Genomic DNA, 15,266 nt, shown 5'->3' on the forward strand with positions numbered 1-15,266 from the left:
TTATTGTTACCTAGCGCAGCACTTACAAAAGACAATTTGCCCGAATTCGCTAGCGATTAAAATGCACATCACTTTTATGTTAAACCAAACCCGTTAGACATTTTTTCAAGCAATCAGCAGCCCGTATTAATTTATTTTCGCTCAACTACCATCAAGCCCAAACAAAAAACATAACTATATTTGACAAGTTTAATTTAAAATACCTATGACAAGTAAAACACTTTAATGAGTACTGGTTAATCTCAAAAAAAATAAATTGCAAATAACAATGTTTAACAAATTGAAAGTAAAAACCTGCAAAAAATGCTTTACTAATTTTAGCCATATTTTAAGCAAATTTTAGGAATCCAAACAAAAAAAATAACAGTAAAACTTTTTAAAATACTATTCATTAAATAAAATCAATAATATGTCTATAACTATCACAAACGAGCCCCAATTAAAGTAAGAACACAATTTGAGCATATTGCTTAAAAAGCAAGACAAAGCTCTGCAATTTTAGCAGGAAATTGGTTCACATTTAATTATTCTAATATGCAAGCAATCACAAATATATTACTGAATATGCAAACAGAAATTTTTATTTTAGGCATTTTAGCGCAAAGCTATATAGTTTTTAAAAAAACATCGGCGAGATTTAAGAATCTTAAACATATCACGCATTACAAACAAAGCGGTATATTTGAAAAAGTGATGGATAGTTCCAGGTAATCACCCAAAACGCTTCCCCTGTCTAACGTCAGCAACTTGATCCATTAAAACTTACATATTAGGATAAACTGGCCCTTCACCGCCTTGCGGACATGTCCAGTTAATATTTTGATTTGGATCTTTGATATCACAAGTTTTGCAATGCACACAATTTTGGGCATTAATGACATAGGTTTCCTTACCATCTTTTTCCACCCATTCATAAACACCGGCAGGACAATAGCGCGTTGATGGGCCTGCATATTTGCTCAATTCAGACGCTTCTTGCACGTCCAATGATGCCAATTTTAAATGGCAAGGTTGATCTTCCTCATGATTGGTGTTGGACAAAAAGACCGAAGACAAGCGATCAAAAGTCAACACATTATCAGGCTTTGGATAGTCGATTTTTTGGTGCTTTTCGGCAGGCTCTAAACAGGCATAATCAGCCTTACCGTGCGACAGCGTGCCAAAAACTGAAAATTTTAATAATTGCTGGCACCACAAATCAAAACCACCCAGCGCAACCCCAAGCTTGCTACCAAATCTTGACCAAAGCGGCTTAAAATTTCGCACAGGATAAAGATCCTTACCTATTGCACTTTGTCGCCATTCATTTTCAATTTCTACAACTTCGTCCTGTGCCCTACCTTCAGCTATTGCTTGTGCAATATGATTAGCAGCATAAAGCCCCGATAATACAGCATTATGCGAACCTTTAATGCGCGGCACATTTACAAATCCGGCAGAACAACCAATAAGTGCGCCTCCCGCAAAAGTCAGCTTTGGCACGGATTGCCAGCCACCTTCGGTAATAACGCGTGCGCCATAAGCAATACGCTTAGCACCTTCAAAAAGTGGTGAAATGGCTGGGTGGGTTTTAAAACGCTGGAATTCTTCAAAGGGTGACAAATAAGGGTTTTTATAATTAAGGTGTACAACAAAGCCAACTGCCACCTGATTATCTTCCAAATGATACAGAAAAGATCCGCCACCGGTTTGATTATCCAATGGCCACCCAGCACTATGCTGCACGAGCCCTGCCTTATGCTTTTCGGGGGCAACTTCCCAAAGCTCTTTAATGCCAATGCCAAATTTTTGCGGATCACGCCCCTGCTGAAGATCAAAATGGCTAATCAATCGCTTAGCTAAAGAGCCGCGCGCGCCTTCGCCAATTAATACATATTTGCCGAGCAATGCCATGCCAGGCGTATAATTAGGCCCTTGAGTACCATCGCGCTCAATCCCCATATCTCCAGTAATTACACCTTTGACGGCGCCATTATCATCAAAAACAACATCAACAGCAGCAAAGCCGGGATAAATATCAACGCCTAGTGCTTCAGCCTGCTCAGCAAGCCAGCGACAAACATTGCCAAGCGATACGATATAATTACCGTGATTAGAAGTAAGCTTTGGCAACATAAATGCTGGTACTGTCTTTGCCTTAGTTGCGGTTAAATCAAAAAATACATCATCAGTTACCGCAGTTTTAAAAGGGTGGCTCGCATCTTTACGCCAATTGGGCAGCAGCGCATCGATACCAATAGGATCAACTACCGCGCCAGAAAGAATATGGGCACCAACTTCAGCCCCTTTTTCAAGAACAACAATATTAAGATCAGGATTGATTTGTTTTAAACGTATTGATGCCGCAAGACCAGCTGGCCCTGCCCCAACAATGACAACATCAAATTCCATACTTTCCCGCTCTTGCGCGTCCATATTACGTCCAACCCATACCACTGAAATTTAATTTATATTTATTCTAATAACTTCCTGCCTCTCTAATATCAAGCAAAGATTATCACGCTCTTACTTAAAAAACTCCAAAGCGGTTACAAATATTAAGCCCCGAAAACAGTGGCTAAAGAACCCTAGCCATTTTTTACAACATGATATTTCTATTATTTAAGCTAATAACCTAAGCATTGGCTATTTCAAAGCAGTCACTTGATAACCCATTTTTCGAAAAGCTTCCACCAATCCTGTATCTCCAATAAGATGCATAGCTCCAACAGCAATAAAGCTATTACCCTTTTTAAGCAGAGGTTCGGCGCGTTGCGCCATCACAGCGTTGCGCTTATCGATCAAAATAGCTTCATATTCGTGCATATTGGCAACCGTTAACCTCTCTTCATCCAAATAGTCCGATAGAGAATTGATCATCGATATTTTCCCCTCAACATAAAGCTCACCCATCGTGGTAAAAATATCTTTTAAGAGATCTTTATTTTCAATAGCATCTATAATTGCTGCAATAGATACGCGTTCTGGCAAGGATGACAAAGCCACCAATTGCTCTTCTATCGTTTCAAGGCCAAGTAATTCTTTACCAGCATGTTGCGCATTTAGTTCAATTTGCGCATCGAAAGCCACACCACCTGTTTGCGGACAGTCAGGCAAGATAAAAAGCATGCTAAAAAACCAAGGCCGCATATGATTGACTGTAGAATAGGCAATACCGCGTCGCCTTAAGGCGGCATCAAACTTTTGAAATTGCTCCTCTGTCATTTGCGCCTTAACACTATTATCTCCCTCATACATTAGCAACTTACTATTTGCCAGAATAGTATTAAGCAGATTACCGCCGGTTTCATCGCCTATATCAATCAACTCCAAAGCTACCCGCGAAGATTTATCAAAGGCTGCCTGTTCCGCGGAAGTCATTTTGACAATTTGGGCATCACTAGCATGCATTGTGCCCAATAAATACGATGGCTCAATGCCGTCTCTTTCAATTTTCCAAAAGCGGCTATCGCCATTTTTAATTTTGCTAGCGGCTTCTTCTATCTGTTGCAAGGTTTGCGCATCAAACGTATCACGCAAGTCTTTGCCGCACATCATATTTTGAGCGAAAGCAAAATTGCTAAATCCAAATAGGGCAAATAAAGTGACCAATGCCATTAATTTTCTAAACATTTTAGTCAAAACCTTTTACTTCTTAAGCACAATAAAAAAGCGAGGAAAGCGCAGTAAGATCTTGCCATCCTTTTGCACAGGATAGGATTTTTTTATCCGATCCAGATAAAAATTTAAAAATATTTCTTTTTCGGTATCATTCAATGGCGCTAAGAAAGGGCGCAGGGCTGCACCTTTTACCCAATCAACAATTGCTTGGTGTCCATCCATAACATGATTGTAAATACTATGCCAAAGATCAATGTGACATGCTAAAGGCGCCATTGCATCATAATAAACACCAGTATCTTCTAATTTGTCGCGTGCAATATTACCAATGCGACTACACCAACGCGGATCTTGTGCAACGTCAATCATCGCCTGATGGATTGGTTCATTTAAGTTATCTGGCATTTGAATGGCAAGAATAGCACCATTTTTCATTTCACCAGATAGGCGTTGTAATTGCGCTATATGATCAGGCAACCATTGAAACACCGCATTGGAAAAAAGTAAGTCAGTATCTAGCGGCACATTCCAGCTTTCAATATCGCCTATTTCAAAATGAATTTGAGGCAGCCGACTTTTGGCCTTGGCAATCATATCAGGCGAATTATCAAACCCCGATACTCTCGCCTTTGGCCAGTAATGCTGCAATAGCTCGGTAGAATTGCCCGGCCCGCAACCAATATCAACAATATTTTTTATTGCTATTTCATCATGCCTGGAAATCGCACTGATGAGATCGCGCGCTGGCCGGCTTCGCTCATCGTTAAACATTAAATATTGATTGGCTGACCAGTCTTTCATTTTCTACCCTTTAAAAACACACTGACACCGCTAAATCAAAAAACTTATGGAATATAAAAGTACCTAAATATTTTGAACTGATCGGGATGACCTTTATAGGCGATTTTAATGGTCTTAGCTTTAAGCCCCCCTTTATAGGTTAAATGATAAATATATTCCCCCAAAGAACCTTTAAACGCTTCTCCATATGCTACTGGATTTTTCAGTTTATCGGCATCTTTATCATCAAGTATTAATAGCGGAAATTGTAAGCGCTGCTCAGCATTCACAGTCTCATTATGAACGACTTTCATGTCGGAATTATAAAGTCGTAAATTGCCTGCATATTTCGTATTAGGCGACACAATCGTTGCAATTGCGCCTTCCTTTTCAATTGCCTCATATAATTGATTATAGTCAAGCAAACCTAGTGGCAAATGTCGACCGCTTCCCATATGAAGAGCAAAAAACAAAACAGTTGGCACAACAAGTGCAACAATGATACCACAAACCCCATATGATATTAAGGCACGATTTTTCCGAGTATAATAAAAAAGCACAAGAGCGAAATAAGCAGGGCAAAGAATGAGAACTGGCTGCATCCATCGATCTTTAACCTGTGTAGCGCCACTTAAAATTATTGAAATGAAGACAATAAGCAATGCAAAAAGTAAAATTCTAGCAACAAGTTTTAATGCAAATTCTTCTGCTTTTGTATAATTAAGCCCTTCTTGTGCGGGCCTATTAAAAAGATAAACAACTAGCGCAACGATAAAAGCCAACCCGCCAAAGGCAAGAACGGCATGGATGAGCTCCTCTGCACCTAAAAAGCGCTTCACAATAAAACTATGTTGACTAACTACGCCAAATTTATTTGAACGCTCTAACGTTGCATGAAAATGGTTTAAAATCCAGCTTAATGGCTTAAATAATAATATTGCTGCAGTCATAAAAATTAAAACCGTTTTTAGCTGAAAAAGCCATTTCCTACCCTGTTCGAAGCTTAAAAAAGCCATCAAAATTGCAACAATAAAGATAATATCATTAAATTTACCAAGGACTGATATAGCAATACAACAACCAACTAAAATTGCATTAATAATGCTTTGGCGTTGAAAATATCGCGTCATCGCCCAAAACACCCAACCACAGCTTGCGGTGCCAAGCACTGAATGAGACAAAGCACGCTGTGATTCCCAAGCAATTTGCGGCAATAAAAATATACCAAGCATTGCACTTGCAGCAACTAATGGCTGCACTTTTAAATTGCGCAACCCAAAATAGACGGATAAAAAAAGGCTAGCAAGAATAGTAAATTTTACGAATTGCAGAACAATAAAATGCGTGCCAAAAACCGATGTAAGACCAATTAAAAGCCATGTATAAAGCGGCGGCTGTGAACCACCATAACCCCAATCAAAAAAACTGATATTGGCTAATTGCTCTGCATCATCAAGGCCTGCACCATTTGAAATAAAGCTTACAAATAGCGCTTCAAATAAGAAATACCCAATAATGAAAATCAGCGCCAAAAATGCGAACCTATTTCCACAAAATTCAGCCTCTCGTGGCTTTTGGTGATCATCCACAATGATGCTATCCTTACTCATCACATACGCCTTTTTTCATTTTCAAAAAAATTATCCTTGCCAATACGCGATATCATATTCAACAAAAATGACACTTATAACAAACCACTTAATCAATAAATTTTAAACTATCAAATAAGTTAAGATAGTTACCAAAGAGTTGGCGATGCTAAAAAACAATATTTAAATCACTTAATATACTAAATCATTGAAAATACGATTTATTTTTTCGCCTCCCTTACAATTAAATCTGCCTCCACCTATGTCTATTATAAGGTTTTTCAGTTTTGCTGTTCAATTGTATGAATAATGCAATGAATGACCGAATAATATGGTGTTTTCATGGGGAGTAAAGAACTTTAAAATTTTGCACCATAAGCGTCACTTAAAAATTAGATCTATTCATTTCAACAACAGTAAAGGGAAATAACATGACAGATAAATCGAAAGTTGCATTTGTTACTGGTGCAGGTCAAGGAATTGGCCGAGCGATTGCTTTACGCTTAGCAAAAGATGGCTTTAATCTTGCCCTTGTTGATCTAAAGGCCGACAAAATTGCTGAAGTCGCTAAGGAAGTTGAAGCATTAGGTAAAAAGGCCATTGCGATAACGGCTGATGTTTCTAATCGTGATAACATTTATGCAGCAATCGACAAAGCAGAAAGCGAACTTGGTGGCTTTGATGTTATTGTCAATAATGCCGGCATCGCGCAAGTAACCCCAATTGCTGATATCACTGAACAAGAAGTTGAGCGCATCCTACGCATTAATGTCGAAGGTGTATTATGGGGCATTCAAGCGGCTGCAAAAAAATTCATTTCCCGTAAACAAAAGGGTAAAATCATTAATGCCTCCTCTATTGCTGGCCATGATGGATTTGAAATGCTTGGAGCATATTCTGCAACCAAATTTGCTGTTCGCGCGCTGACCCAATCTGCCGCCAAAGAATATGCGCGATCTGGCATTACCGTAAACTCCTATTGCCCTGGCATTGTAGGCACCGATATGTGGGTAGAGATAGACCAACGCTTTGCCGACCTTACTGGCGCACCGGTTGGCGCCACTTATAAAAAATATGTCGAAGGCATCGCCTTGGGGCGGGCTCAAACTCCTGATGATGTGGCGAATCTCGTATCATTTTTAGCAAGTAGCGATTCAGATTATATCACCGGCCAATCCATACTAACCGATGGTGGCATTGTTTATCGCTAAAGCTTAGCCAATAGTATATAATTTTTTAAAAAACAATAAAGCATCTATATGTATATTTTTATAGGTGCTTTATTTGGGAGCTAGGAACATAAATTTAATTATTTTCACATTTTAAGCTTTTACTAATAAATACAAAAACAAAATTAAAACTATAGTAATATTTTTAAAATTATTTTTATAGATTATATAATATATTTAATTTGATGTTAAATAAATATCTTGTTTGACAATGATTTGAATTTCAATTATTGTGCAACACAACGAACTTTTTATATGAGCTATAATTTCTGCGCCTAAAACTATGCCTTTAATTCTCCCTCTCAAAAACTTCGCCAAAACATGCGGTTTCCGCAATATCTTCTATTGCTATGAAAGGGTTTATTATGACCACAGGCACAGTTAAATGGTTTAATTCAACCAAGGGTTTCGGCTTCATTCAACCAGATGATGGTGGCGCAGACGTATTTGTTCACATTTCAGCTGTTGAACAATCAGGTCTTCGTAAGCTTGATGAAGGCCAGAAAATTGGCTTCGAATTACAGCGCGACAAGCGTTCAGGCAAAATGTCAGCTTGTAACCTTACAGCTGCTTAATCTTTTAAAAGATTAATTGCTTTTTTAGAAAGGTCGGATTTATCCGGCCTTTTTTTATTTGTCTGTCGCGCAATGCAATGGTTCTAAGCTTGATTGCAAACACCATTTACCCACTAAACAATTAATTCCCCTCAAGCAAAAGCAGCTTTCACTATACAAGGAAGCAATATCAAATCTGCAACCTTCCGCACTGCTTTTAACATAAGATACGTCCAACATACTCTTTATATCTTCCCCCGTTTTACCAAAAGAGCTACCCCAGGTTCATTTCAGTCATTTTAAGCTTAGATATAAGAACAAAATCATAGAACTAAATGGTTTACCTACCACATGACCTATAAAAATTTATCGTAAAAAAAATAATAATTATTGTTTATCGATAAAAATATGATATTCTACGAGATGAGGGCATCCATAGGAGAATATCATGTCTTTTCAGACTCAACCAAACAAGACTGCGATTAATACCAAACCAAGCCGAATTACGCTCGACATCATGTTAGTCTTATTTATTTTGTTCATGGTGTATTATTGGGTTTTTACGCCCCTTTCTCAAATTGCTCAAGATTGGCTTTCTACCACGAATAGCATCAATACGGGATTACCAAATTCTAGTGAAATCATCATTAACGGCCCTGAATTTACGGTAAGATTAATGGCGCTCGTCATAAACCTTTTATTTTCCGCCCCAATCTTTTATGGTTTTTGGTTGCTACGCAAACTTTTAAAGCTTTATGCACAAGGGTTATTATTTACCAAAGCACATGTTCAAATATTTAAACATGTTGCCTTCGCATTTATTACCTATGGCATTTGCTTATTTTTAAGTGAGCCTATCATGGCCCTAGCTTTGACTGTTTTCAACAATAATGGCGATAGACTAATTGTCGTCGGCTTTGGCTCAAGCAATCTTTTTCCAATTCTAACAGGCATTGTTATGTTGCCACTGGTTCACGTCATGCAGCTCGCTGAAAAAATGGCCGATGAACAACAGCATACAGTTTAACCATGGCGATTATTGTTAGACTAGATGTCATGCTTGCTAAACGCAAAATGCGCTCCAATGAACTCGCGCAAGCAATAGGCATTACGGAAGCCAACTTGTCCTTGCTGAAATCTGGCAAGGTGAAAGCCATTCGTTTCTCCACGCTCGAAGCAATTTGCATGGTCTTGCAATGTCAGCCGGCAGATTTGCTTGAATATGCGAGCGAAGAACTATAAATTTATAAAAGGCGTGTTTTAAACTCGCCTTTTTTATACGCTATTTTATGTAGATATTAGTTTTGATTTCACCTATTACCGAACTGATAATAGCGCAATTTACCAAAAATGAGCCAATCATGTTAAAGACAACACCAACTCCCAATGATGATAATAGCTGCGGATGGTTTCACTTGAGCGAACCCCGCACTGCAAAGCCTAGCCATCAAGGTACATCGCTAACCCGCTTTGCTATTATTGGTGCAGGTGTTGCTGGACTTGCCATAGCCCGCCAACTTGCCATGCATTTTCCAAATGATGAAATTTTACTCCTTGACGCGCAAAGCGTTAGTTTTGGCTCATCTGGTCGCAATTCTGGCTTTATGATTGATTTACCCCATGACGTTACAGCACCTGACTATATTGGTGATTTGACCGTTGCCAAGATCAATCAAAAAATCAATCTTCTTGCCATTAATGTGTTAGAAAAAATTATTAAAGACAATGACATTGCCTGCGACCTTCGCCATGCCGGCAAGTATCAAGCGGCGGTGGAGCCAAAAGGTATTAATATTCTTGATTCTTATAGCCGTGGCCTTGAAAAAATGGGCGAAGAATTTGAAATTATTGAAGGGCCGCAGCTTCAATATCATATTGGCACGGGTTTTTATAAAAAGGCAATTTACACTAAGGGCACGCGCTTGGTGCAGCCTGCTGCCCTTTTAAAAGGCTTAGCCAACTCTTTACCAAATAATATCCAGCTTTTTGAAAATACTCCAATTACTGGTTTTGAAAAAGGTGCCCAAATAACCCTTCATCATGCCAATGGCAAAATTATTACTGATAATCTTATTTTGGCCAATAATTGTTTTGTTCCGCAATTTGGTTTTTTAAAAAACCGCATTTTACCAATGTTTACCTATGCCGGCCTAACGCGCCCATTAACCACACATGAGCAAGAATTGCTTGGCGGCAAGGATTATTGGGGAATTATTCCAGCTGACCCAAGCGGTACAACGCTAAGGCGCACTGTCGATAATCGTCTATTGCTGCGCAATACGGTTACATTCAACCCAAAGGCCTTGCCACGTAAAAACATGCTTGAAAAAGCAAAGAAAAATATTCAACAATCCTTTAAAAATCGCTTTGCAATGCTTGAGAATGTGGAATTTGAATATTTTTGGGGGGGCGGCATTGCCATAACGCGCAATCAAAAAAGCTTTTTTGGCAATTTGGATAAGAATATTTTTGCAATTTCTGGCTGTAATGGTTTAGGGCTTACCAAATCCACGGGGCTTGGTACTTTGCTCGCTGACCATATTAAAGGTGAAAAAAACAAGCTCATTGATTTCTTGTTAAATTCTGATGGCCCATCAAGCAATCCACCGGAGCCATTTTTAAGCCTTGGCGCTGATCTTACTTTATGGTGGGCGCGAAAATCAGCCGGGCTTGAATGTTAGCTTTGCCTCCTACTTTAACTTATTCACTCTAGATCTATGCGGGAAACAGTAAATTCAACCATTTCACCGTGGCAGATATCCTTGGGAATATCTGCGTCAGATAGATCAAATATAATATCTCCCACTTTTACCATGATAGTTTTTTGGCTTATTAAAATAATTCCAACAATATCATAGTAATAGGAATGGGGATTTTGCTCATGCTGCTTTATACAAAAGTTTTTATCACACGCACGCATTAAGCCTATCACATCAAGCGGTAGGAGTGGCGTTGATATGATGTCGCCTAAATTCTGGTTGAAAGGATGAGCAAAGGCACAGCAAGAAAAATTCCCATCACTGATTATTACGTCTGCTTCATCTTCACCCAAATACTCTATCGCCACAATTTTCATCTTCAATTATCGCGCTTCATTGCCAACAATGAATAAATGTCGGTTTTTATAATCAAAGCTTTCAATATCTATTTGATAAGCATTTGAAAGATTTTCGTTGGTCATAACCTCTTGTGCAGTACCATAAAAATGGTGATCATTTGGTTGCAATAATAGCACTTTATCAGCAACACAATAGGCATGGTCTGGTATATGGGTTGAAAAAATAAGCGCAATACCATTTTTTGACAAATGCGATACAAGGGTTAAAAATCGCGCTTGATTGGCAAAATCAAGATGGGCTGTTGGCTCATCCATGATGATAAATTGCGTTTTTTGCAACAAAGCGCGCGCTATATAGACAAGCTGCTGCTCACCGCCACTAATCTCATTAATCGGCTTATCAAGTAGGTGGCTAATTTTTAACAGCCGTGCTGCATTTTCAACCTCCTCACCAGTACTTGCATCAGGTGTTTCAAAAGTTGATAAATGCGGCGAAATACCCATTTCAATGATCGTACGCACCAAAAACGCAAAAGAAACACTGCTTTGTTGGGGTATATAAGCAATTTTTTGCGCTATATCCTTATAACTTAAACGCGCTAAGGCATTACCGCCAAGATAAGAGCCACCAGCGGCGGCCATTTCATAGCCAATGAGCGTGCGTAGAAAAGTTGACTTTCCAACTCCATTAGGACCAAGAACAGCCAAAACTTCTGCTGGCTCAACAGCAATCGAAATATCCGAAAAAGTATTATCTTTTTGCCCTTGATGGCAAAATGAAAGATGACGCGTTTCCAACATTTAAGAATTCCACCCCATGCTATTACGTCGCAATAAAATAAGAAAAATTGGCGCACCAACCAGTGCGGTTAAAATGCCTAATGGAATTTCAATCGAAGTGAGCGAGCGTGATAGGCTATCAATAATTAACAAAAAGCATGCGCCAATTGCAATTGATGCGGGGATAAGCTTTCTAAAATCTGGGCCAATAATAATACGGGTAATATGAGGAATAACCAAACCAACCCAGCCAATAATACCGCTTACAGAAACAGCCGCAGCGGCAATAAGAGTCGCAGCAGCGATATAGATAAAACGATAAAGTGCCGGATTAATGCCCAATTGGCGTGCTGTTTCATCACCCATAGCTAAAATATTTAATCGCCAACGCAACAATATTAAAATAAATGCGGCTGGGATCATCATTATTGCAATAATGATCACATCACTATTGCCAATGGAAGCAAGCGAACCAAGCAACCAATATTCAATCACAGGTAATTTTGAAAATGGGTCGGCGGTGTATTTTACTAAAGCTAATAAAGCCGTAAACACTGAACCAACAATAATGCCGCTTAAAATCAAAATCAAAATATTATATGAACGGTAAAGGCGACTTATACCAAAGCAACAAAGAACCGCAAGCGAGGCAAAGGCGAAGGCACTAAGCGGCACCATCCAATTATTGGCAAAAAGTAAAATGGCAAGAGCTGCACCAAAGCCAGCACCAGCCGATACGCCTAATGTGAAAGAAGATACCAAGGGATTACGAAACACGCCCTGATAGCAACTACCTGAAAGAGCAAGGGCTGCACCAACTAGCATTGCGCCAAATATGCGCGGCAAGCGCGTATCAATAATAATCGATTGCACGCGGGCGGGAACATCAACCTCAAACCCAAAAATATGGGCAGCTAAGGTCTTTACAATAGCTTCAGGGGCGATAAAAAATCGCCCCATCATCAATGCTATGATAAATAATGATAGAGGTAGAATGGCGTAAATAAGCCAATTTATAAAAATTTTCACGACAATTTAAACCTTACCATTTTAACATTTTTGCATTTCTTGTAATTTAAATTCTAGTTTTCACCATCATAGGAATGGCGATAGAATTTTTGATAATATTCCTGCACAACCTCATTTATATCAATATCTGCGAATTTTTCAGGATAAAGCTTTTTTGCCATCCAAAGTTCGCCAAGCGCCAAAGCTTCTGGTAAAGGATAACCCCAAGGCTTTACATATTCCGGCGTGATGTAGATTTTATTGTTTTTCACCGCTGAAATTTCTTTCCATTGCGGATTATTGCGAATATCATCAGCGACACTTGCATAACGATCTTGAACAAAGATCACTTGCGGATCCCACAAAACCACCTGCTCAATCGATACTTGTGCCGCACCTTTGATGCCTTCAGCAACATTAGTGCCGCCCGAACGCTTCATGATAACGCCAGTATATTTTCCGCTGCCATAGGTATGAAGATCCGGATTAGCCATATAAAGGCGCACGCGGTCTTTATCCGCAATATTAGCAACGCGATCCTCAACAATTTTACGCTTATCAAATGCATATTGAATAAGCTCATCAGCCTGTTTATCGCGATCGACAATAGCACCAATTAACTTAATACCTTCACGTAGCCCTTCTGAATAAGCCGCATCATCATCAGCAAAGGTCGGGTTTAATTTGGGCGCTTCAATCCCCTCGCCTTTTGATAGGGAAATAGCAACAACTGGAATACCCACCTTGGTGATTTGATCAATCATTGCTTGTGGTGCATAATTGGTAACAAAAACCACATCAGGATTAAGACCAACAACTTCCTCAATATTAACACTGGTTAAATCACCAACTTTTGGCAGTTTATCCAATTCGGGGGCATATGTATCAAGACCCGGGATAAGCTTTGGCCAACGATCTAAAACACCAACAATTTTCTTATCGGCATCAAGCTCAACTAAAATATCTAGGGTTTGGTGCTGCAGAACCACCACACGCTCAACCTTGTCAGGTACCGTTACACTACGATTAAGCTGATCTGTAAATTGTCGATCTGCAAGAGCTGGGGTTAAAGAAAATGCAACAAGTGCAAAAGCACTTAAAGTAAGCGACTTTAAGCGCGTGCTAAAATGGAAAGTTTTGTAAATTTTATTCATAAATAGACATTCCTATCGTTATATAGTAAGACTATATAACAATTTAATTTATATACAAGGGTGCAATCATGCAAAAGCAACAACTTGAAATTTATGCAGCTGGCAGCCTCCATAGCTGCTTTAATGCAATAAAAGACAAATGGCAGCAACAGCTTGATAATGCCCAGCTTGCATTTCGCTTTGGCCCCGCTGGTCTTCTTTACCAAGAAATTATAAATGGCGAGCGACCCCATATTTTTTGTTCTGCCAACAAGGCTTGGCCGCAAAGCCTATTTGAAGCAGGATTGACCACCCAGCCATCGCACTTTATTAATAATCGCCTATGCTGCACTGTACTTAAGGACAGCACTATTGATAAAAATAATCTTATTGAAAGTTTTATGCAGCCAGACTTGAAAATTGGCATATCAACACCAAAGGCTGATCCCGGTGGTGATTATGCCTTAGAAGTTTTTAAAAATTTTGAAAAGCTATATAAAGGCGCATTTGAGCGGTTGTTGCAGCAAGCCCAAATGTTGGTTGGCGGCGCACTTATCAATGATGCCAATATTGGTTTAAAAAAGACCTTGTTTGATAGCCTCATTCATCATCAAAGCGATATTATTATTGGCTATTATAGCAATGCAAAACAACAATGTGAACTTAACACTGCATTTAGATTAATTGAACTGCCCGATGCGCTTGCCGTTAATGCCCACTATTATATGGCGATGATGAATCCAACTACAAAAGCTGCACAACAGTTTAGCAATTATTTATTGGCATCAGAAACGCGTAAGATTTTTAAAGATTTTGGATTTTCTATTGTATAAAGTATTATTTAGCGCAACAAAATGTTTTAGGCATTATTTTAGATAGTATTAGACTTACTACTTTAGCAAAATGATGAGTCATTTGACGGGGATATTATGGCGCGTATATTAAGCTTTACTCTAATTGCCATTTTACTATTCTTAACAGGAAATACTGCTTTTAGTGGTGCACTCTTATATCGTCATTGGGATCTTTATAAATTTTGTACAAGTTTAAACACAGAAAGCCAACTTATTGGTCTTTTAGGTAAGCCTTCAAAAACTGAATCTATAAAAGACAGCTTCTATCAAATTGACCCAGCAACGAATAAGGCCAATAAAATAAAACTTCCTGCTAAAAAAATTACATGGTATCAACCGCAAATATTTGTTTTACAACCACATAAAGTAAAAAATACAATTGCAGATTACTTATGGGATAGCCCAAGGGAAAAACAATATTATTGCCTTTTGTCTCTGACCGTTCGAGAAGACAATTTTTCAATAAATTCTCAACAAATCCGTGGCCTAAATGGGCGACTTTTAAAAAAAGCAGAAGAACATTTGAACGATTATTGTCCGCACTCAAAAGCACTTACTGAGTTCATGGAAAATAATCAAAATGGGCAACAACAAATGATAGGTTATGATTGCGAAAATAGGCGTCAATGAAAGCTTTGGACCATAAGCTGACATTGATAAATATTGTCCACGAGCAGCGCT

The 15,266-nt window shown here is 38.8% G+C and carries 15 protein-coding genes; 7 read left to right on the plus strand and 8 right to left on the minus strand.

The window, feature by feature from the left end; genetic code table 11:
- Nucleotides 1-762 precede the first annotated feature (762 nt).
- The 4 genes from N6A79_RS10185 to N6A79_RS10200 all read right to left on the minus strand — a co-directional run bounded on the left by N6A79_RS10185 (nt 763) and on the right by N6A79_RS10200 (nt 5,990).
- Complete coding sequence (locus N6A79_RS10185) at nt 763-2,415, minus strand: electron transfer flavoprotein-ubiquinone oxidoreductase (protein ID WP_268545856.1); 1,653 nt, start codon at nt 2,413-2,415, stop codon at nt 763-765.
- Nucleotides 2,416-2,625: 210 nt separating this feature from the next.
- Nucleotides 2,626-3,612 (minus strand): TraB/GumN family protein, encoded by a 987-nt coding sequence (locus tag N6A79_RS10190; protein WP_268545857.1) that lies wholly within the window; start codon nt 3,610-3,612, stop codon nt 2,626-2,628.
- Between the two features lie 15 nt (nt 3,613-3,627).
- Nucleotides 3,628-4,401 (minus strand): trans-aconitate 2-methyltransferase, encoded by a 774-nt coding sequence (tam, locus tag N6A79_RS10195; RefSeq protein WP_268545858.1) that lies wholly within the window; start codon nt 4,399-4,401, stop codon nt 3,628-3,630.
- 44 nt (nt 4,402-4,445) lie between these two features.
- On the minus strand, nt 4,446-5,990 hold the full coding sequence (locus N6A79_RS10200; RefSeq protein WP_268545859.1) for an ArnT family glycosyltransferase: 1,545 nt from the start codon (nt 5,988-5,990) through the stop codon (nt 4,446-4,448).
- Between the two features lie 410 nt (nt 5,991-6,400).
- On the opposite strand from N6A79_RS10200, the gene N6A79_RS10205 reads away from it, so the two are divergent.
- From N6A79_RS10205 to N6A79_RS10225, 5 genes are all read left to right on the plus strand, one after another.
- Nucleotides 6,401-7,180 carry an acetoin reductase gene (locus N6A79_RS10205; protein WP_268545860.1) on the plus strand — a complete coding sequence of 260 codons (780 nt, stop codon included), beginning with the start codon at nt 6,401-6,403 and terminating at the stop codon, nt 7,178-7,180.
- A 383-nt stretch (nt 7,181-7,563) separates the two neighbouring features.
- Entirely contained in the window at nt 7,564-7,773 is a 210-nt protein-coding gene (locus N6A79_RS10210; protein WP_182417530.1) for a cold-shock protein, read from the plus strand.
- 427 nt (nt 7,774-8,200) lie between these two features.
- Nucleotides 8,201-8,779 carry a DUF2975 domain-containing protein gene (locus N6A79_RS10215; RefSeq protein ID WP_268545861.1) on the plus strand — a complete coding sequence of 193 codons (579 nt, stop codon included), beginning with the start codon at nt 8,201-8,203 and terminating at the stop codon, nt 8,777-8,779.
- 2 nt (nt 8,780-8,781) lie between these two features.
- On the plus strand, nt 8,782-8,994 hold the full coding sequence (locus N6A79_RS10220) for a helix-turn-helix domain-containing protein (RefSeq protein WP_182417532.1): 213 nt from the start codon (nt 8,782-8,784) through the stop codon (nt 8,992-8,994).
- 119 nt (nt 8,995-9,113) lie between these two features.
- Nucleotides 9,114-10,433, plus strand: coding sequence for an NAD(P)/FAD-dependent oxidoreductase (locus tag N6A79_RS10225; RefSeq protein WP_268545862.1), 1,320 nt, complete (start codon nt 9,114-9,116; stop codon nt 10,431-10,433).
- Between the two features lie 23 nt (nt 10,434-10,456).
- On the opposite strand, the gene N6A79_RS10230 is transcribed toward N6A79_RS10225, so the two are convergent.
- Genes N6A79_RS10230 through N6A79_RS10245 form a run of 4 tightly spaced genes read right to left on the minus strand, consistent with a single transcriptional unit; the run spans nt 10,457 to nt 13,752 of the window.
- Nucleotides 10,457-10,804: a hypothetical protein gene (locus tag N6A79_RS10230; RefSeq protein WP_182417534.1), complete on the minus strand. Its 348-nt coding sequence runs from the start codon at nt 10,802-10,804 to the stop codon at nt 10,457-10,459.
- A gap of 30 nt (nt 10,805-10,834) precedes the next feature.
- Nucleotides 10,835-11,611, minus strand: coding sequence for an ABC transporter ATP-binding protein (locus N6A79_RS10235; protein WP_268545863.1), 777 nt, complete (start codon nt 11,609-11,611; stop codon nt 10,835-10,837).
- Nucleotides 11,612-12,619: a FecCD family ABC transporter permease gene (locus tag N6A79_RS10240; RefSeq protein WP_268545864.1), complete on the minus strand. Its 1,008-nt coding sequence runs from the start codon at nt 12,617-12,619 to the stop codon at nt 11,612-11,614.
- Nucleotides 12,620-12,672: 53 nt separating this feature from the next.
- Nucleotides 12,673-13,752 carry an ABC transporter substrate-binding protein gene (locus N6A79_RS10245; protein WP_268545865.1) on the minus strand — a complete coding sequence of 360 codons (1,080 nt, stop codon included), beginning with the start codon at nt 13,750-13,752 and terminating at the stop codon, nt 12,673-12,675.
- Nucleotides 13,753-13,820: 68 nt separating this feature from the next.
- Here N6A79_RS10245 and modA point away from each other — a divergent pair, with 68 nt between their 5' ends.
- Together modA and N6A79_RS10255 are read left to right on the plus strand one after the other, a co-directional pair.
- Entirely contained in the window at nt 13,821-14,564 is a 744-nt protein-coding gene (gene modA, locus N6A79_RS10250) for a molybdate ABC transporter substrate-binding protein (protein ID WP_268545866.1), read from the plus strand.
- Between the two features lie 96 nt (nt 14,565-14,660).
- Nucleotides 14,661-15,215, plus strand: coding sequence for a hypothetical protein (locus tag N6A79_RS10255; RefSeq protein WP_268545867.1), 555 nt, complete (start codon nt 14,661-14,663; stop codon nt 15,213-15,215).
- Nucleotides 15,216-15,266 lie beyond the last annotated feature (51 nt).

Origin of the sequence: Bartonella sp. HY761 (assembly GCF_026743145.1) — a bacterium.
Classification (GTDB): domain Bacteria; phylum Pseudomonadota; class Alphaproteobacteria; order Rhizobiales; family Rhizobiaceae; genus HY038.